The organism is Bacillus sp. SDLI1, assembly GCF_001553895.1.
Taxonomy (GTDB): Bacteria; Bacillota; Bacilli; order Bacillales; family Bacillaceae; genus Bacillus; species Bacillus siamensis.
The window spans coordinates 1007192-1024921 of record NZ_CP013950.1 but is presented as its reverse complement, the minus strand read 5'-3'; the positions used below and the strand labels follow the sequence as shown (position 1 = coordinate 1024921).

The 17730-nt window shown below is 45.9% G+C and carries 18 protein-coding genes and 1 pseudogene; 9 read left to right on the top strand and 10 right to left on the bottom strand.

Annotation, left to right across the window (positions count from 1 at the left end):
• Together AUL54_RS04525 and lacG are read right to left on the bottom strand one after the other, a co-directional pair.
• Complete coding sequence (locus AUL54_RS04525) at positions 1-315, bottom strand: PTS sugar transporter subunit IIA (RefSeq protein ID WP_007407323.1); 315 nt, start codon at positions 313-315, stop codon at positions 1-3.
• 62 nt (positions 316-377) lie between these two features.
• Positions 378-1778, bottom strand: coding sequence for a 6-phospho-beta-galactosidase (gene lacG / locus AUL54_RS04520; protein WP_060963039.1), 1401 nt, complete (start codon positions 1776-1778; stop codon positions 378-380).
• Positions 1779-2030: 252 nt separating this feature from the next.
• Here lacG and AUL54_RS04515 point away from each other — a divergent pair, with 252 nt between their 5' ends.
• From AUL54_RS04515 to AUL54_RS04505, 3 genes are all read left to right on the top strand, one after another.
• A complete protein-coding gene (locus AUL54_RS04515) occupies positions 2031-2792 on the top strand; it encodes a DeoR/GlpR family DNA-binding transcription regulator (protein ID WP_045925377.1) in 762 nt (253 codons plus the stop codon).
• 17 nt (positions 2793-2809) lie between these two features.
• Positions 2810-3493 carry an HAD family hydrolase gene (locus AUL54_RS04510; RefSeq protein WP_060963038.1) on the top strand — a complete coding sequence of 228 codons (684 nt, stop codon included), beginning with the start codon at positions 2810-2812 and terminating at the stop codon, positions 3491-3493.
• Positions 3494-3791: 298 nt separating this feature from the next.
• On the top strand, positions 3792-4991 hold the full coding sequence (locus tag AUL54_RS04505; protein ID WP_235588399.1) for a Kelch repeat-containing protein: 1200 nt from the start codon (positions 3792-3794) through the stop codon (positions 4989-4991).
• Between the two features lie 143 nt (positions 4992-5134).
• Here AUL54_RS04505 and AUL54_RS04500 read toward each other — a convergent pair whose 3' ends face one another.
• Complete coding sequence (locus tag AUL54_RS04500) at positions 5135-5467, bottom strand: hypothetical protein (protein ID WP_060963037.1); 333 nt, start codon at positions 5465-5467, stop codon at positions 5135-5137.
• 101 nt (positions 5468-5568) lie between these two features.
• Here AUL54_RS04500 and AUL54_RS21905 point away from each other — a divergent pair.
• A pseudogene (locus AUL54_RS21905) lies at positions 5569-5965 on the top strand (MgtC/SapB family protein); the annotation flags it as partial.
• Between the two features lie 472 nt (positions 5966-6437).
• On the opposite strand, the gene AUL54_RS20465 reads toward AUL54_RS21905, so the two are convergent.
• The 3 genes from AUL54_RS20465 to AUL54_RS04485 all read right to left on the bottom strand — a co-directional run bounded on the left by AUL54_RS20465 (position 6438) and on the right by AUL54_RS04485 (position 7723).
• Positions 6438-6611 (bottom strand): YjfB family protein, encoded by a 174-nt coding sequence (locus AUL54_RS20465; RefSeq protein ID WP_076983035.1) that lies wholly within the window; start codon positions 6609-6611, stop codon positions 6438-6440.
• Between the two features lie 43 nt (positions 6612-6654).
• Complete coding sequence (locus tag AUL54_RS04490) at positions 6655-7056, bottom strand: ribosomal maturation YjgA family protein (RefSeq protein WP_060963036.1); 402 nt, start codon at positions 7054-7056, stop codon at positions 6655-6657.
• Between the two features lie 97 nt (positions 7057-7153).
• Positions 7154-7723, bottom strand: a complete 570-nt coding sequence (locus AUL54_RS04485; protein ID WP_060963035.1) for a YjgB family protein — start codon at positions 7721-7723, stop codon at positions 7154-7156.
• A gap of 124 nt (positions 7724-7847) precedes the next feature.
• On the opposite strand from AUL54_RS04485, the gene fdhF reads away from it, so the two are divergent.
• From fdhF to AUL54_RS04465, 4 genes are all read left to right on the top strand, one after another.
• Positions 7848-10805, top strand: coding sequence for a formate dehydrogenase subunit alpha (gene fdhF, locus AUL54_RS04480; protein WP_060963034.1), 2958 nt, complete (start codon positions 7848-7850; stop codon positions 10803-10805).
• Complete coding sequence (locus tag AUL54_RS04475; protein WP_060963033.1) at positions 10798-11340, top strand: helical membrane plugin domain-containing protein; 543 nt, start codon at positions 10798-10800, stop codon at positions 11338-11340. The genes fdhF and AUL54_RS04475 overlap by 8 nt, the downstream gene beginning before the upstream one ends.
• Before the next feature lie 209 nt (positions 11341-11549).
• Positions 11550-12770, top strand: a complete 1221-nt coding sequence (locus tag AUL54_RS04470; protein ID WP_060963032.1) for a cytochrome P450 — start codon at positions 11550-11552, stop codon at positions 12768-12770.
• Positions 12767-13951 (top strand): macrolide family glycosyltransferase, encoded by a 1185-nt coding sequence (locus tag AUL54_RS04465; protein WP_060963031.1) that lies wholly within the window; start codon positions 12767-12769, stop codon positions 13949-13951. Before AUL54_RS04470 ends, AUL54_RS04465 begins: the two co-directional genes overlap by 4 nt.
• A gap of 38 nt (positions 13952-13989) precedes the next feature.
• On the opposite strand, the gene AUL54_RS04460 is transcribed toward AUL54_RS04465, so the two are convergent.
• Positions 13990-14175, bottom strand: a complete 186-nt coding sequence (locus AUL54_RS04460) for a DUF8096 family protein (protein ID WP_003154919.1) — start codon at positions 14173-14175, stop codon at positions 13990-13992.
• Between the two features lie 173 nt (positions 14176-14348).
• Here AUL54_RS04460 and AUL54_RS04455 point away from each other — a divergent pair, with 173 nt between their 5' ends.
• The gene (locus AUL54_RS04455) at positions 14349-15167 is read left to right on the top strand and encodes a uroporphyrinogen-III synthase (protein WP_060963030.1); all 819 of its coding nucleotides are present in this window, start codon (positions 14349-14351) and stop codon (positions 15165-15167) included.
• A gap of 23 nt (positions 15168-15190) precedes the next feature.
• Here AUL54_RS04455 and AUL54_RS04450 read toward each other — a convergent pair whose 3' ends face one another.
• Genes AUL54_RS04450 through AUL54_RS04440 form a run of 3 tightly spaced genes read right to left on the bottom strand, consistent with a single transcriptional unit; the run spans position 15191 to position 17701 of the window.
• Positions 15191-15952, bottom strand: a complete 762-nt coding sequence (locus AUL54_RS04450) for an ABC transporter permease (RefSeq protein ID WP_049628300.1) — start codon at positions 15950-15952, stop codon at positions 15191-15193.
• A gap of 1 nt (position 15953) precedes the next feature.
• Positions 15954-16691, bottom strand: a complete 738-nt coding sequence (locus AUL54_RS04445; protein WP_060963029.1) for an ABC transporter ATP-binding protein — start codon at positions 16689-16691, stop codon at positions 15954-15956.
• Between the two features lie 26 nt (positions 16692-16717).
• Positions 16718-17701, bottom strand: coding sequence for a DMT family transporter (locus tag AUL54_RS04440; protein WP_060963028.1), 984 nt, complete (start codon positions 17699-17701; stop codon positions 16718-16720).
• Positions 17702-17730: the final 29 nt, after the last annotated feature.

Genomic DNA, 17730 nt, shown 5'->3' with positions numbered 1-17730 from the left:
TTATCGGCGGCTTCGGTAGAGTTCTATAAAATCCTGAATAAGGTCACGGAGCAGAAGGGTTGTCATTAAATGGTCCTGGCCGTGAACGAAAATAAACCCTAATTCCATGTCCTTGCCGTCAGCTTCTTCAGCTAACATTTTCGTTTGCGCATTGTGGGCGAGGGTTAGATTTTCATCTGCGCTTTTTAACGCTGCTTCTGTGTTTTCGAAGTTTCCGGCACGGACTTCTTTCAGGACTTTCAATAAAGTGCTTCTGGCGTCGCCGGCATAGGCGACGATTTCAAAACCGAGCATCTGCAATTCTTCCTTTGTCATGAAAAAACCTCCTAAAGACGGCACACATGATGAAAAGAGATTCTTTTCACCATGTATGATCGTTAAATGATTGTTTTTGTTTCACTTACAAGTTTGTACCAGTAGGCCGATTCTTTCGGATACCGTTTTTGGGTGTCGAAGTCGACGTAAAAAAGACCGTAACGTTTGTTGTAGCCGTTGGTCCATGAAAATAAATCCATTAAGGACCATAAGAAATATCCCTTTACGTTGACCCCGTCGCTAATCGCTTTGCTGACGGCTTCTAAATATACTTTTAAATAGTCGATTCTTGCCTTATCCATAATGATGCCGTCTTCAAATTCATCTTTATAGCCCATGCCGTTTTCAGTAATGTAAATTTTGTTATATTGCGGATAGTCCCGTTTGATGCGCATCAGCATGTCATACATGCCTTCAGGATAAATGAGCCAGTCCCAATCGGTCCGTTTCAGGCCTTCTTTGTAAATTCTTTCGCCGATCCCTTTTACTTTATAGACAGAAGTGCCTTTATCGCCCGTTCCGTTATGGTGAATAACGGTCTCTCCGTCGTACGCTTTGACGAAATGGCATTGGTAATGATTGATGCCGAGATAATCATTGCGTGTTGACGCTTTTTTCATCACGTCAAAATCGCTGTCTGAAAACTCGTATGAAGCGCCGTTCGCCTCACAGATTTCATCCAGAGCACGCATGGTTTCCTCAGAATAATAGCCGAGGTAGGTGGCATCCAGGAGGAATCTCACTGATAACGCGTCATCGAGAAAGCAGGCATGTCGGTCTTCTTCCGAGTCACTGGCGGGGTATTTTGTTTCCAGTGAGTGGACGACACCGATTTCTCCCGGATAGCCGCCTTCTTTAAAGAGGTTGACGGTCATCGCATGCGCCACCATCATGTGATGGAGGCATTGAATGACTTTTGTGATATCACTTTTAACAGATGGCGGAAAAACGCCGAGTAAATACTGGTTGGTGGCTGTGGGATAGATTTCGTTAAACGTGCTCCAATATCGGATTTCGCTGAATTCTTTAAAGCAAAACTCCGCATACCTGACGAACGCATCTATTGCGTCGCGGTTGAGAAAATCTCCCTGATCAAATAATCTTTTCGGCGTATCGAAATGATGAAGCGTGACAAAAGGGGTGACGCTGCGTTTTTGGCACTCTGAGAAAATACGATGATAGTAATCAACGCCTTCCTGATTGATTTCGCCCGTGCCGTCAGGAAAAATTCTCGTCCATGCTATAGAAAGGCGGATGCCGTTTATTCCGAATTTCTCACATAGTTTGATATCTTCCGGAAACTGCCGGTAAAAATCACTTGCCGGATCTGGGCTGAATCTTCCCTGTTTTTCAAGAAATTCATCCCAGGCTACAGGCCCTTTGCCGCCTTCTTTTGTGGCGCCTTCCGCTTGGTATGCCGCAGTCGCCCCGCCGAAAATAAAGTCATGAGGTAATTTGAGCATTACTGAATCCTCCTTCGCCAATGTGTGAATTGAAGTTTGTTAATGTTTGTAAATGTTATCTTTTGTTTAATAGTAAACGCATACATTTTTGTTGTCAATAGCTTCATAAGGAAATAATAGCTGTGTTTACAAGGATGAAACAAGTTTTTCAATGTTTTATATGTTGATAATGTTGTTTGTTAATGTTTGTTTTTGTTGACCGGAGTGCCGCGGTGTGTTAGATTGTGTGTAAAGTTGAGGGGATGATTGAGCATGTTAAAAAAAGAGCGCCTTTTAAAAATCATCGATATCGTAAACTCGCGGGGGTTTATTACGGTGAGTGATATTATCGATGAATTGGAAGTTTCTGATATGACGGTAAGAAGAGATCTGGATGAGCTGGATAAGGCCGGAAAAATCGTGCGTATTCACGGAGGCGCACAGAGCATTTCTTATTCTATTGACCACGAATTATCGCATAATGAAAAACTGGATGTTCAAATGGAGGAGAAGGGGAAAATCGCGGAACTCGCGGCTTCATATGTAAATGACGGTGATACCGTTTTTTTAGGACCGGGCACGACAATTGAACTTTTAGCAAAACACCTGCTGCATAAGAGAATCCGGATTATCACCAACAACTACCCCGTGTTTGATATTTTAAAGCATGGCGACACTGCGGATACCATCCTGATCGGCGGCGACTTCCGAAAAAACACCGGTGCATTCGTCGGGCCCATTGTGAACGGCAACCTGCAGAAATTCAATTTTACGAAAGCCTTCATCAGCGCAAACGGCATACATAATGATGAGATTTCTTCTTACAGCATTGAAGAAGGAGAAGCCCATCAAATCGCGCTGAATAATTCGCGGACGAAATTTTTGCTGGCGGACAATAAAAAATTCAACCGGGAAGATTTTTACGTGTTCTACAACTTACACGATATGGATTATTTGATCACGGATGATAAAGTGATGAAAGATGTTCAGATTCATTATGAGCAATATGTGGATGTCAAAATCGCAAAAAAATAAAAAGGGGAGGCGGTTCGATGAAAGGGGTTATTTTTGATTTCAACGGCACGATGTTTCAAGATTCACATCTCCACGAAAAAGCGTGGTTTTACATGGTGAAAAAATACTCTCCGAAAGCGATTTCCGATGAAGACATTTTCGTTAACATTCACGGAAGAACAAACAGTGAAATCCTGACACATTTTATTTCCGGCGATTTAACAAATGAAGAAATCGAGAAGATGTCTTTTGAAAAAGAAGCCTACTACAGAGAATTATGCCTTGAAAACAAAGCTGAGTTAAAGCTGACGAAGGGCCTGACCGGCGTCTTGAACCATCTGAAAAAGTCAGGAATGCCAATGACCATCGCCACGGCTACGGTAAAGGAAAATGTCGAGTTTTACTTTGACGTTTTTCATTTGGGGAAGTGGTTTGATTTTGACAAAGTCACGTTTGATGACGGCAGCTTCCCCGGAAAGCCGGCGCCGGATATTTTTATCATTGCATCGGAAAAATTAGGCCTTAAACCTGAAGAGTGCCTAGTCATTGAAGATGCCTTTTCCGGGCTCACAGCGGCGAAAAAAGCAGGTGCGGGCAAGATTATGGCCATTGACCCGGTCGGAAAAAACCGCGCGTTATTTGAAGAAAAACAGCTGGCGGATGACGGGATACTGACAGATTTCACCTCGTTTTTTGAGGTGATTGCCGGACATTCTGTTTGAGGGATGCAGTTGGATTGAGAGTTATCTTTATTTTAATGTGAAATGCCTTTGATAGAAGCTATTATGAGCTTCATTAAGGATTCATCGAGAGGTGTTATTCTATATTACTCTTATGTACTAAGTTTTTAGTAAACTGCTGGCCAATAACCGAGAAGTGAAAACCAAATCACTTTTAAATCGAGAGGCTTTTTCAATATTTCTTTGATTGAAAGTAAGTGATCTTAGATTGCTTAGTTAAATGAATCTCTTGTCATACGATCGCCATCTATAAATGAGAATTATCACAAAGATGAGAGGAATGAATAAATTGGCAGAGAAATATGACAAGTGGACAAGATTATTTGATATGATTGAACCTAATTATGCTTTTGAATCAGCAGTTGTGGGTAACTCCATTTATGTATTAGGAGGTGCACGTAATCAAAAATATAACAAAAATTATAGTTTTGACACCATAAGTCAAAAATGGACGCAAGGATTAGATATACCCACGCCCAGGGTAGGTTCATGCACAGCAGTGATAGGTGATTATATTTATGTATTGGGCGGTTATAAGGGAGCAAATGTTTACAGCTCTGTAGATGTTTATGATACTAAAACAAATACATGGGGAAGTGCACCTGATATTCCGACCCCGACTTGCCATGCATCAGCCGCTGTTATTAACGATACAATTTATTTGATTGGGGGATTCGACACCGATGCTGCTCATTCGCAACATTATGCTTTTGATACTTTATCCAAAACTTGGAGTGTTAAAAAAGCGCCCCCAATTAATATATATGCAACAGAAACTGAAGTTTTTAACGGAAAGATTTATTTAGTTGGCGGGCAAACTAAAGAAGTAGTTCAAGGACATATCAGAAGCGATCTAAACGAATATATTTACGAATATGATCCTGGTTTGGATAGATGGAATCGTAAAAAATTTTTAGGACCTTTGCAAAATACTTCGACGGCTGTCCTTAATAATAAGATTTACATTATTGGCGGTAGAAAAAGTCCAAGTGTGATTGAGCCTTTAACAAAAGTATATGATCCAATTAAAGATGAAATTAGCGTAGAAAAACCCTATCCTTTTGAAAGATATGATGCCAGAATAGCCGCAGTTGGAGACAATCTTTATCTTTTTGGCGGTCTAACGCCGTCTGGATATGCATTAGAATATCTGCATGCTCTTACTCCGGTAAAAACCGAAGAGGATAAAGATGGAGAACCAAAGAATCCTGAGGAACCACCAAATAAACAGCCCGCCAGTAATCGGGCAATTCTTCTTGTTACAATGACCACAGGCCTTGAGAAAGAATTTGACCTTTCAATGGAAGAGATTAAAGATTTTATCAGATGGTATGATCAAAAAAGTTCTGGAATAGGCTTATCTAGATATGTTATCGAGAAGCACTATAATAATATAGGGCCTTTTCAAAATAGAAGGGACCATATTGTTTTTGGGAACATTCTTACTTTTAATGTGAGTGAGTACACTTTAGATAAATAAATAATTATCTGTTTCCTTCTGCAGCCCTCTTTTTAAAAAGAGGGCTTTTTTTATGAGGTGCTTATCCTTTTTCAGTTGCGCTTTTGTTTTTATAATGATTTTCTCATCGGAGGCGGCATTTTTGGATCAGAAAGGTGTTCGCCTCATTCTTCCATGACGCTTATTTCCCCCGTACCGAAAAAAAGTGAAACACGTTCCCCTCGCTTTTCATAGGTTCTGATAAGTCCTTCCTGATTTTTAAGTTTCCAGCCTTTTTCGGCTATTTCCAATTGGTATAAACCGCTCGGACCTTCTTCTTCTTTAGCGAAACGGTATGTATAGTTTGAAACGTATTTTCCTTTTTCATATTCCTTTGTTTTGCTGTGCATAGCGAATAATGGCACCGGGAAATCCGGGTTAGAAACGGATGCTTTATATCCTCCCAAAATAAATAAGCTAAATAACAATAATATAAAAAACCACAGAATATATTTCATAAAACCTCCTTATGTCAATTAGTCGGTGCATTTTTAAAAAAGATACACAGCATGATTGGGTTGTAAAAGCGGGTAAGAAGATAAGGAAAGGAGAGAGACGGATGGAACTTGATTTTGTGATTCGTCTGGCGGTTGCGGGGCTGCTTGGGGCCCTGATTGGATTGGAGAGAGAATTCAGGGCGAAGGAGGCCGGTTTGAGGACGCATTTTCTAGTGGCCGTCGGCAGCGCCTTGATGATGATTGTTTCCAAATATGGTTTTTTTGATTTGTTATCCAACAGCCATACGTCCTTTGACCCGAGCCGGGTGGCGGCGCAGGTCGTCAGCGGCGTCGGATTTTTAGGGGCCGGCACGATTATTTTGCAGCGGCATGTCGTGCGGGGGCTTACGACAGCCGCGGGGATTTGGGCCACGTCCGGGATCGGGCTGACGATCGGGGCGGGGATGTATGTCATCGGGATCAGCGGCACGATATTGGCGTTAATCGGGCTTGAACTTTTAAATTTTCTGTTTAAACCGGCGGCGCATTCTCTGTCTGTCAGTTTCCAGATTGAGGAGAAAGCCGTTATGCATGAAATTTTAACTTCGCTTGAAGCAAAGGGAATTCTCATCACGTCCTATGAATTGAATAAGGCGGTGCTTGAAGTGAAGGGAAGGGTGAAAAGCAAAAGCGGAAAAGCCGCGGTGATGGAGAAAGTTCAATCCCTCCCGTATATCCTGTCCGTCAAAGTTGAATAGCGAAAAGGGGAAGCTCCCCTTTCTGCGGTCATTTCTTTTCAAATATTAATACCAAGGATAGAACGGGATATACGGCCGCGGATAATGATACGGCACCCGTTCATGGCTCTCGGCTGTGTATTCATGATAAAAAGAATCGTACATTATTCCGTTTACCATATTCCTGTATGCCCGGTATGATGTGCGTACTCCCGGGCAGAAAAAAGATGCCGGTTATCATCCGGCATCTTTTTTTACACTTTCACATCAATGGAATGGCCGGCAGTCGGGTGCTGGGCCGGCAGCATTTTTACGGTTTCTTCCGCAGCGGCTTGGGCATTCTGCATGACCGTTTTTGTTAAGGCGATATTTACATTCTGCGCCAGAGATGCCTGGTGCATAGCGATTGATAACGCAGGGATATCCATAACTTCCACCTCCTTATCCCTTCATATCGGCGGCGTGCTCCGATTATGAAGAGAGCCGGCGTTTTCTTTTGACGGCCCATTCTAAAAGTGCTGCCGCGCATACTGCGAGGGTATAGGCGAAAATGTCGCTCCAGACAAATTGCCAGCCGAGGATCAGCCCGCCGAGCGTGCTGCTTCTGATCGCGTCAATCCACGGCGCATGATACAGCTGGCTGCATTCAATCAGACAGCAAAACGAGAGGCTCAGGATAGCGGCTGTTTCCGTCCGGATGTTACGAAACAAAAACCCGAATCCGGTAAAAATCATTGCCGCCCACAGGGCGTCTCCTAAATAAGCGTTTATCATGCCGGGCAATAGGTTGGTAATGCAGGCGGTTCTGGATAGTAAACCGAGGGCGATGATAAAAACGGTCAATGCCCCGTATGTCAATCGATGTCTGTTCACTTCACACTGTTCCCCTTTTTTTGTACTCCCATGTATTGTAAGGAATGACGGAGAAGCTGTCTATGAAAAAAACGGCCCGGGAGGCCGCTTTTTCGGATTATCTTTCTTTTAGGTTGACATGGTCAGCCTTTTGATCACTGCCGATGACGAAGCGGAGCTCATACTGTCCCGTATGGTAGACGTAATCTGTTTCGCCCGTTTTCGGCACTGTCAGGATTTTGTCAGCGCTGCCGAGTTGTTTACTTAAAACGTCAGGTGTGACGCTGCCGAGGTTTAAACGCCGCTCCACCCCTGTCCCGAAATAGCGGATTTCTGAGATTTTGCCGTTTTTATGATAGGAAAATCCATAACCGGGGTTTCCCATGTTCCAGCTGTATAAATCAAATGGATTGCGGCTGTCCGCTTTCTGTTCCGGCTCGCCGATTTTATCGTAAACATCCTGTCTTGTGCTTTGGTTGATTTTCAGGCCTTTCACTTGTTGCGGCATTTCCCCTTGAAACGCTGATTGATAAAGGCTGTTCACCAGTTCTTGTGCACGTTGATCTTCCGTTTTTGAAGCGGCTTCGGCATGAACGGACTGTGTATTTGAAACTGCTTCTGCGCTGAATGCGCCGCCTGTGAGCATCACGGCCGACAATCCCGTGATGAGTGTTTTTTTCTTCAGCATATGTGAATGCCTCCTTTTTACCGCTCATACCCGCATGTTTCCTCAGTTAAACGGGATGTTTTAGTGAAAGGCGGGCTGGGAATCATAAAGGATGTATAGAGGGGAATAGAAAGGGGAAAAGAAAATGGCTGATACAAAGAAGGTTACAATCAATGGCGTTGAAATGGAAGCCGCAGACGGACAAACCGTTTTGCAGCTTTTGAACAATAGTTCAATTGACGTGCCGCACGTGTGCTATCATCCGAGTCTCGGGCCGATTGAAACGTGCGATACTTGTATCGTCAGTGTTAACGGGGAACTCGTCCGTTCATGTTCCGCGCAAATAAAGGACGGAGATGTCATTGATACGCTTTCGTCCGATGTGAAGAAAGCGCAGATTATCGGCATGGACAACATTCTGCACAACCATGAATTATACTGCACGGTTTGTGATTACAACAATGGGAGCTGCGAAGTACATAATACCGTAAAGGAAATGAAAATCAATCATCAAAGCATTCCGTTCGATCAAAAACCGTATCCTAAAGATGAATCAAATCCGTTTTACCGGTATGATCCCGATCAGTGCATCTTATGCGGACGCTGCGTCGAAGCCTGTCAGGACGTACAGGTAACCGAGACTTTAAGCATCGATTGGGAGCGCAAACGCCCGCGGGTCATTTGGGATCAGGATGTACCGATCAATGAATCATCATGTGTTTCCTGCGGACATTGTTCAACCGTATGTCCGTGCAATGCCATGATGGAAAAAGGCATGGAAGGCGAAGCTGGCTATTTAACAGGCATCAATGAAGAGACGCTTCGGCCGATGATTGACATCACAAAAGGCGTCGAAACCGGCTACGGCTCGATTTTAGCCATATCGGACATGGAATCGGCCATGCGTGATGAAAGAATCAAAAAGACGAAAACCGTATGCACATACTGCGGTGTCGGCTGCAGTTTTGATATATGGACGAAAGGAAGAGACATTTTAAAGGTAGAACCTCAGGCCGAGGCGCCCGCAAACGGAATTTCGACGTGTGTAAAAGGGAAATTCGGCTGGGATTTCGTCAATAGTGAAAAGCGCCTTACCAAACCGCTTATACGGGAAGGGGATTCGTTTCGGGAGGCGGAATGGGATGAAGCGCTGCAGCTGATCGCCGATAAATTTACCGATATAAAAGAACATTTCGGCCCGGACGCGCTTGCTTTTATCACATCTTCCAAGTGCACGAATGAAGAATCATACGTGATGCAAAAGCTTGCCAGAGCCGTGATCGGCACAAATAATGTCGACAACTGCTCACGCTACTGCCAGTCTCCAGCTACGGCCGGTTTGTTCAGAACGGTCGGATACGGCGGCGATTCAGGATCGATTACAGATATAGAAAAAGCTGAGATCGTACTGATTATCGGCTCAAATACGTCTGAGTCTCACCCCGTTCTGTCTACACGCATTAAACGTTCCCATAAGCTGCACGGACAGAAGCTCGTCGTGGCGGACTTGAGAAAACATGAAATGGCCGAGCGCTCCGACGTGTTTTTACAGCCGCGTGCCGGATCGGATATTGTCTGGCTGAATGCCGTATCGAAGTATCTGCTTGATCACGATTTGGCGGATACTGCATTTCTGAATGAAAGAGTGAACGGATTAGATGAATTCGTGAAAAGCCTTGAACCTTACACGATGGAATATGCGGAAAAACATACCGGTGTGGACAAGGAGACCTTAATCAAAATAGCGCGGATGATTCATGAAGCCGGCAGCGTGTGCGCGCTGTGGGCAATGGGGGTTACCCAGCATATGGGAGGAAGTGATACGAGCACGGCCATTTCCAACCTGCTGCTTGTGACCGGAAATTACGGCAAGCCCGGGGCAGGCTCATATCCGCTTCGGGGCCATAATAACGTGCAAGGAGCCAGTGATTTCGGCAGCATGCCTGACAGCTTCCCCGGTTATGAAAAAGTAACGGATGAAAAAGCCCGCAAAAAGTATGAACAGGGCTGGGGAGCAGACCTGCCGAAAGAAATCGGAATGACAAATCATGAAATGATCGAAGGCATCCACTCAGGAAAACTGAAGTCCATGTACTTAAAAGGAGAAGAGATGGGGCTTGTCGACTCCAACATCAACCATGTTCATGCCGCCTTTGAAAAGCTTGATTTCTTCGTTGTGCAGGATATTTTTCTCTCGCGGACGGCCGAGTTCGCAGATGTGGTGCTCCCGGCAAGCCCGAGCCTTGAAAAAGAAGGTACTTTTACGAATACGGAACGGAGGGTGCAGCGCCTTTACCAAGTGTTTGAACCGCTGGGCGATTCAAAGCCTGACTGGCAGATCATTACAGACATCGCCAACCGGCTGGGCGCTGATTGGCACTATGAACATCCGGCAGACATTATGGAAGAAGCGGCGATGCTTTCACCGCTCTACGCAGGCGTCACTTACGAACGTCTCGAAGGCTACAATTCACTGCAATGGCCCGTTGCAGCGGACGGAACCGATTCACCGCTTTTATTTACGGAAAAGTTCCCGTTTTCAGACGGCAAAGCGGTTCTTTATCCCGTTCAGTGGACCGAGCCGAAAGAATTTGATGAAGAGTATGATCTCCATGTGAATAACGGGCGGCTGCTTGAGCATTTTCACGAAGGAAACCTGACTTACCGGTCAAAAGGAATTTCCGAAAAAACACCGAGTGTGTTTCTGGAGGTCTCACCCGAACTTGCTGAAGAAAGAGGGCTTGAAGACGGGACGCTTGTCCGTCTGACATCACCGTACGGAAATGTGAAAGTCAAATGCGTCATTACAAACAGGGTAAAGGGCAAACAGGTTTATCTGCCGATGAACGATTCAAAAGATGCCGCCATTAACCTTTTAACAAGCAGCTATGCGGATAAGGATACGGATACACCGGCCTATAAAGAAACCTCAGCGAAGATGGAGATTTTGAAAAAAGAAGGCATTAATCCGCTTCCGAAAATCAATTTCCGTTACGGAAACCCGCAGCCGCAGATCGGTGTCCAGGTTGAGCGGAAATGGGCGCGAAAAGATTATGTATTTCCGGGAGACGCGGTAAAAAGGGGGAAACAGCAAAATGGCTAAAGCAACCCGTACCATCCGAAAACAGACCGTCACGGAAGAAGACAAACGAAGAAAGGATTTAGAAGAGATTGAGACGGCTCTTCTGCAAAATAAAGACGCGATTTTGGAGTCTTTGCACATTCTTCAGCACATGAATGAGCGCGGCGTTTTGGCGCTTCTGCGCGGACTTTTCGGCCAGGGCGACAAAGTGATGGATATCCTCGTGAAAAAGGCGAATACACCGGAAACGGCCAATATGCTGAAAAATCTCCTGCTGTTAACCGGCGTCCTCGGCATGCTTGATGTAAAACAGCTTGAGCCGTTTATCGTCAAAATCAACGCGGGCGTCACAAAGGCTGTTGAGGAGAAGGACAGCAGCAAAAAGACGGGTTATTTTGATATCGTCCGCGCTTTAAAAGACCCGGAAATCAACAAGGCCGTCACGCTGTTGTTTTCTTTCCTGAAAGGCATGGGTTCTGATACAAGCGATATGGAGAGAAATACACGGCCCCCTGAAGACCAAAAGCACCATCAGGAACCGCAGCCGAATGAGTGAACATCAATCCCCCGAGCCTCTCTTGCGGCTCGGGTTTTTTGTGCGTTCACGCTGTTTTCTTGGGAAAAATTTCACCTCCGGATTCATGACTTTTGTTGTGTTATGTTAATAGTTAAGGTTATGAATAGAAAAAAATTGAAAATATGTGCTAGGATAAAATTCAAAGTAGGTCAACTGTTCAAATATGAAACAATCAGGAGTGATAAAACATGAGTAAGCTGAGGAGCCCGAGACAAGCCATCCAAAGAACCCTGATGAAAGGAAAAAACGGCCTGGACGTATACAACCCTTTTCCTTGGTACGAAAAAATGAGACGGGAAAGCCCCATTCAATTTGATGAAGAAACTAAGGTATGGAGTGTGTTTTTATATGATGATGTCAAAAGGGTCATCAGTGATAAAGAGACTTTCTCAAGCCTTATGCCAGATGTGAAAAGCTCGATTGCAAAGTCCATGCTGAATATGGACCCGCCGAAGCATACCCAAATCAGATCGGCCGTCAATCGCGCTTTCACTCCGCGCGTACTGAAGGAATGGGAGCCGAGAATTGAAGACATTACAGAGAATCTGCTGAAACAGGCAAAGAACAAAGGGCGGATTGATATCGTGAAAGATCTTTCCTATCCTTTGCCGGTCACGGTGATTTCAGAATTATTAGGCGTCCCGTCCGAAAACATGGAGCAGTTTAAAAAATGGTCGGACATTCTCGTCAGCATGCCGAAAGACGCGAGTCCTGAAGCGGCAGAGAAAAATCAGCAGGAACGTGACCAATGTGAGGCGGAGCTGGCGGCATTTTTTGCGGAAATAATAGAAAGCAAACGAAAACAGCCCAGCCGAGACATTATTTCTATTTTGATCAAAGAGGAAGAAGAGGGGGAGAAGCTCTCGGCAGAAGACCTGATTCCGTTTTGCAATTTGCTTTTAGTAGCGGGAAATGAAACAACGACTAATCTCATTTCAAATGCGGTTTACAGTATATTAGAGACGCCAGGCCTTTATGAAGAATTGAGGCAGGACCCTTCTCTCATCGCGCAAACGGTGGAGGAAACACTGCGTTTTCGCGCTCCCGCTCCATTTGTCAGAAGGACGGTCCGGCATGATACTGAATTGTGCGGCCGCCGTCTGAAAGCCGGGGATATCGTTCTTTGCTATATTGCATCTGCCAACCGTGATGAAAATAAATTTGAGCAGGCTGACGTATTTGATATTCATCGCCGGTCAAATCCGCACCTCTCCTTCGGGTTCGGTGTACACTTCTGCTTAGGAGCTCCGCTTGCCAGACTTGAAGCGGAAGCCGCACTGAAAGGAATTGTAAAGTCCTTTCCACACCTGGAGCCCGTCCGGATTGAGCCGATCCGAAAAAGTGTCATGTACGGGCTGGAGTCTTTAGAAGCGGAGATAAACGAAAATAAGGGAGGGGAACAAAGATGAGACAAACACACATCGCCATTATTAATGTGGGCGCTCACGGCCATGTCAATCCCACGCTGCCCGTAGCCGAAGAGCTTGTCAATCGCGGGCACAGAGTGACATTCGCTACGACTGAGGAATTCGAGGCTGCCGTTGCCAAAACGGGTGCCGTTCCTCTTTTATACCGCACAAGCATTAAGGCGGATCCGAAGACGATAAAAGAACGGGTCAATAAAAATGACGCGTTTGTGATGTTTCTGGAAGAAGCGGTTGAAGTGCTTCCGCAGCTGGAAGAGCTGTACAAAGACGACCTTCCCGACATCGTCCTGTTTGATTTTTTAGCGCTTGCCGGAAAGTTATTTGCGGATAATGGCGGCATCCGGGCCGTAAAGTTCTGCCCAAGCTATGCAATGAATGAGTATTTTCAATTAGGAAGAGACGAAGAAACGATGGAAGCCGCCAAACAGGCGATAGAAGAATATCAGGAGAAAATTGAAAATGAACAACTGAAACGGATGACGATGGAAGAGTTTTTCATGCCTGAAAAACTGAATATCGTCTTTATGCCAAGAGCCTTTCAGCCGAAACAGGAAACCTTTGATGAACGGTTTTGTTTTGCCGGTCCGTCCCTTGGGAAACGCACAAATACGGGAAGTTTGGAAATTGATGCGGCTGATGAACGTCCGCTTATGCTCATCTCACTGGGAACTGCGTTTAACGCTTGGCCTGAATTTTACCAAATGTGTATCGATGCGTTTCGGGACTCAGAATGGCGGGTTATTATGTCAGTCGGCACAACAATTGATCCGGACAGTTTTTCGGATGTGCCCGATCACTTTATCATCCGCCAGCATGTTCCGCAGCTTGATGTACTAAAGAAAGCAAAGCTGTTCGTATCTCACGGCGGGATGAATAGTACAATGGAGGCGATGAATGCGGGTGTTCCGCTCGTTGTCGTTCCGCAAATGCACGAACAAGAGGTCACTGCAAAGCGCGTGGATGAATTGGGGCTCGGCGTGCATCTGCCGCCGAAGGAAGTCACTGCGGCGCGTCTCCAAAAAGAGGTTCAGAAAGTTTACGGTGATAAAAACATCCTCAGCCGTGTGAAAAGCATGCAGCAGAAAATAGAAGAAACCGGCGGCGCCAAACAGGCTGTTTGTGCCATTGAAGAATTTCTGAAAGAGGCGTCCGTCGAAAATTGATTGAAAAAACAGGCAGCGCCGGACGGCTGCCTGTTTTGTTATATATTTTTCTTCATGCCGCATCTCCGGCATTCCCGCAAAAATTTTCCGCCCTTCACTGAGCTTTTAAACAGCGTATAGTCGCAATTATCACATCGGCCGCTGTGAACATCAGGATATTCATTGAACTCATAAATGACCGAAGTATCGTAACCTTTTGTTTCGAACTCTTTTTTTGTTTCCATGATTGAAAGTCCCTCCGCGAATCAAATCATTCTGCCCGGTTAATGATACAGCAACTGCACGGGGGATTCAACGGAGCATAGCTTGATTTTCCCGGCTGATTGCGTAACAATAATAGAAATAAATGACGGCCTGCCATGGGGCGCCCGGCATCTGAAGGGAAGAAAAAACAGCGATGGGAAAAGGATTGAAAGGTAAACGGATTGCCATCGGCGGTTCGCGGAAAACAGAAGAGATCACAAGATTAATAGAAAAGCAGGGCGGAACGGCAGTCACCCGTTCCCTCCAAGGAACCGTATACTTGGCGGAGGATCAGATAGAACCTGACGTAAGAACATTTGCTGAGCAAAAAGCCGACTGGGTCATATTCACCACAGGCATCGGGACAGAAACGTTATTGTCCGTATCAGAAAAAATAGGTCTGAAAGAAGAATTTCTAGCGGCCGTACACGAAGCGAAAATCGGCTGCAGAGGCTATAAAACGTATGCGGCCTTAAAAAAGCTCGGCATCACGCCGCATGCCTCTGATGAAGACGGTACAACAAGAGGGCTGATCCGGTCCTTGGAACGGTTTGACTTTAAAGACAAAAAAGTCATGATACAGCTTCATGGCGAAAAAGCGCCCGTTTTAACAGAATTCTTCGAGAAAAACGGAGCGGAGGTATTCCCTGTTCTGCCTTATCAGCATATTCCGCCTGAAAGGGAGACGGTTGATAAACTGCTGGGAGAGCTGTTAAACGGCGAGGTTGACGCCGTATGTTTTACGACAGCCATTCAAGTGCGTTCTCTCTTTGATTATGCAAAAGAAAAAGGGTCCGCTAAAGAACTGCAGCAAGCTTTCGAAAACCATGTTCTTGCCGCCGCAGTCGGCAAAGTGACGGCTGAAGCGATCAAGGATGAAGGGGTGGAGAGGGTCCTTGCTCCGGACATTGAGCGGATGGGAGCGATGATTATTGAATTATCCCGTTACTATGAATCTCTGACCTTGTCATAAACAATCATTCAGCAGGGAAAAGCCTAAGCTTCCCTGCTGAATTTTTTTAATTGCCAGTGTTCCGTGAAAAGGGATGGATACGTTAAGGCGCTGAGTATGATACATGTAAGAAGAGCGGAGGCCATCGTTGTAAATACGATCAACAGCTGAAAGCGCACCGCCTGTATCGGATCAGCCCCCGCTAAAATCTGCCCCGTCATCATGCCGGGAAGCTGAACGAGACCTAATGTTTTCTGGCTTTCCAGTGTCGGTATCATACTGAGTTTCATACTGGACGTCAATATATGGCGGACTGCCTGCTTAGGCGTTCCGCCGAGAGAGAGAATCAGCTGAATTTCTTCCTTCCGCAGATCCGCTTCCGAACTGAGCCGGTTTAAAAACAGGCTTGAAAGCACCATGGAATTTCCGATGACCATGCCGCTTATCGGAATGACATATCTTGAAGTGAACGGAATGATATGAAGAGCCAGTAAAATTCCCTGTGTCACGATTTCCACAATAGCCAGTGTCAGAAAAACGCGCCAAAATGAACCGATCCGCATTTTTTTCCGTTTGGCGACATTATGCGAAGCGGCCGTGAGCATAAGAAGCACCATGAGTAGGATAAACACCGGGTGATCACCGTGGAAAATCAGCGACAGCACATAGCCGATGATGAGCAGCTGAATGACGGCCCTGACGGTTGCGATGATCATATCTTTTTCTACGCCGGCTTTAAAAGATTTAGACAGAAATAAAGCGATAATGACAAATACACTTGTAAATAACAGAGAGAGATAATCCATATCAGCACCCGCTCCCTTGTAAAAGCGCCCGGGCCTTTTCGTGTTTCGGTTCTTTAAAGAACGTTTTCGTTTCCGCGATCTCTAAAAGCCTGCCCTCGGCCATAAACCACACCGTATCGGATATCCGTTCCGCTTGTTCAAGGTTATGAGTGATCCACAGGATCGTCAGCTGTTTTTGCCGATGGAGCTTTGTAATCAGCTTTTCGATGATGAGAACAGATGTGGGGTCCAGAGCCGATGTAATTTCATCGAGAAGCAGGATAGACGGCAGGCTGGCGAGGGTTCTCGCCAACGAGAGCTTCTGCCGCTGTCCGCCGGATAATTCTTTTGCATTCTGATCCAGAAGCCCGTGCGGAAGATCAGTGAAGTCTGCGAGTTCTTCAGGCGTATAGTGCTGCACGCCGTGAAGTTTTTCTGCGAGCAGAAGGTTGTCCCGCACCGTGCCGTCGATGACGGGAGCTGACTGGAATGCAAGGCCCGCGGTTTTTCTGAGCTCTCTGATGTCCCAGCGCCTTATTTCTCTTCCGAATACAAGCACTTCGCCTTCATCAGGTGTATTCATCAGATTGCACAGTGACAGCAGCGTGCTTTTCCCCGCGCCGGACGGCCCTATCAACGCCGTAATAGAGCCTTTTTGGATATGTCCGGTTACCTGGTTGAGGACATCAAAGGACGTATTGTTTTGTTTATAGCGTTTGCCGGCCGACAGAAAAGATATTGCCGGAATTTCTTCTTTCATACAGGATGACACCTTTCGTAAAAAAATCAGGAACCGGTGAGATCGGCTGCCGTTTGTTCCCCCGTTTTCGGGTCTGCCTGCCGGGAAGCGAATGTATGCATGACCATTCCCGCAATAATAATGAACAGTCCGGCAAACGAAAGAAGTGACGGAAACGCTGCGGATAAAAAGATGATCTCGCCGATCAGCGCAAACAGAACCTCTCCGGATTGCGTCGCTTCAACAGCAGCGAGCTTCTGCGGCTCATTCCTCACCATATCGGTGGCGCGGAAAAATAACACTGTCGCGATAACGCCCGAACTGAGCGCGACGATAAAAGATTGAAATGTCTGTCCCATTGACGGAAGCCCGTCTCTGTGCCAGCCGAAAGCGGCGATCAGAAGCCAAAACGGAAGGCTTGCGAGCGTCATGCCGAGCACGCGCTGAAACGTGTCGAGTTTACCGCCGTATTGCTCCAGCATTTTTCGATTGCCGAGCGGATAGGCAAATGCGGCGATGACGACCGGCACAACACTGAATAGTATCGTGCGCCCGGACAGAGAGCCCGCATGCTGAAGCTGAATCAGGCCTGCTCCGATCAGGATGATGACAGAAGTAACCAGCGAAATCAGCGGGATCTTTTGTCTGACGGGAACCGGGCCCGCCGGTGAATCTTTTGTTTCATAGAAAAACGGCGACAGGAGCACACCCGCGACAATTGTAACCTGCCACGTGCCGGCGATCAGCCAGCCCGGCCCGTATGCCGCCGCAAAGGTAATCGGAGCATAAAAAAGCACGAAGCCGGTAAAGCTCCACTTCAGCCAAAAAAACGGTTTTTTCCGGATTTCATGCCAGAGCGGCACCCATTTTCCTTTCGCATAAACGATCAAAAATAAAAACGGAACCATAAAAAGAAAACGCAGTGAAGAGCTCCACATCCAGTTTCCGCCGGAAAGCTCCATCGCCCTGTTTAAAATAAATGTGACTGCAAAAAACAGAGATGCCAATATTCCGAATATGATGGCTTTCATGAAATCCCTCATTTTGACACATATTTTTT

Bases quoted from the DNA above. Each gene is read 5' to 3' on its own strand.
- AUL54_RS04525 (WP_007407323.1), bottom strand. From the start codon at position 315: ATGACAAAGGAAGAATTGCAGATGCTCGGTTTTGAAATCGTCGCCTAT.
- lacG (WP_060963039.1), bottom strand. From the start codon at position 1,778: ATGCTCAAATTACCTCATGACTTTATTTTCGGCGGGGCGACTGCGGCA.
- AUL54_RS04515 (WP_045925377.1), top strand. From the start codon at position 2,031: ATGTTAAAAAAAGAGCGCCTTTTAAAAATCATCGATATCGTAAACTCG.
- AUL54_RS04510 (WP_060963038.1), top strand. From the start codon at position 2,810: ATGAAAGGGGTTATTTTTGATTTCAACGGCACGATGTTTCAAGATTCA.
- AUL54_RS04505 (WP_235588399.1), top strand. From the start codon at position 3,792: ATGAATAAATTGGCAGAGAAATATGACAAGTGGACAAGATTATTTGAT.
- AUL54_RS04500 (WP_060963037.1), bottom strand. From the start codon at position 5,467: ATGAAATATATTCTGTGGTTTTTTATATTATTGTTATTTAGCTTATTT.
- AUL54_RS20465 (WP_076983035.1), bottom strand. From the start codon at position 6,611: ATGGATATCCCTGCGTTATCAATCGCTATGCACCAGGCATCTCTGGCG.
- AUL54_RS04485 (WP_060963035.1), bottom strand. From the start codon at position 7,723: ATGCTGAAGAAAAAAACACTCATCACGGGATTGTCGGCCGTGATGCTC.
- fdhF (WP_060963034.1), top strand. From the start codon at position 7,848: ATGGCTGATACAAAGAAGGTTACAATCAATGGCGTTGAAATGGAAGCC.
- AUL54_RS04475 (WP_060963033.1), top strand. From the start codon at position 10,798: ATGGCTAAAGCAACCCGTACCATCCGAAAACAGACCGTCACGGAAGAA.
- AUL54_RS04470 (WP_060963032.1), top strand. From the start codon at position 11,550: ATGAGTAAGCTGAGGAGCCCGAGACAAGCCATCCAAAGAACCCTGATG.
- AUL54_RS04465 (WP_060963031.1), top strand. From the start codon at position 12,767: ATGAGACAAACACACATCGCCATTATTAATGTGGGCGCTCACGGCCAT.
- AUL54_RS04460 (WP_003154919.1), bottom strand. From the start codon at position 14,175: ATGGAAACAAAAAAAGAGTTCGAAACAAAAGGTTACGATACTTCGGTC.
- AUL54_RS04455 (WP_060963030.1), top strand. From the start codon at position 14,349: ATGGGAAAAGGATTGAAAGGTAAACGGATTGCCATCGGCGGTTCGCGG.
- AUL54_RS04450 (WP_049628300.1), bottom strand. From the start codon at position 15,952: ATGGATTATCTCTCTCTGTTATTTACAAGTGTATTTGTCATTATCGCT.
- AUL54_RS04445 (WP_060963029.1), bottom strand. From the start codon at position 16,691: ATGAAAGAAGAAATTCCGGCAATATCTTTTCTGTCGGCCGGCAAACGC.
- AUL54_RS04440 (WP_060963028.1), bottom strand. From the start codon at position 17,701: ATGAAAGCCATCATATTCGGAATATTGGCATCTCTGTTTTTTGCAGTC.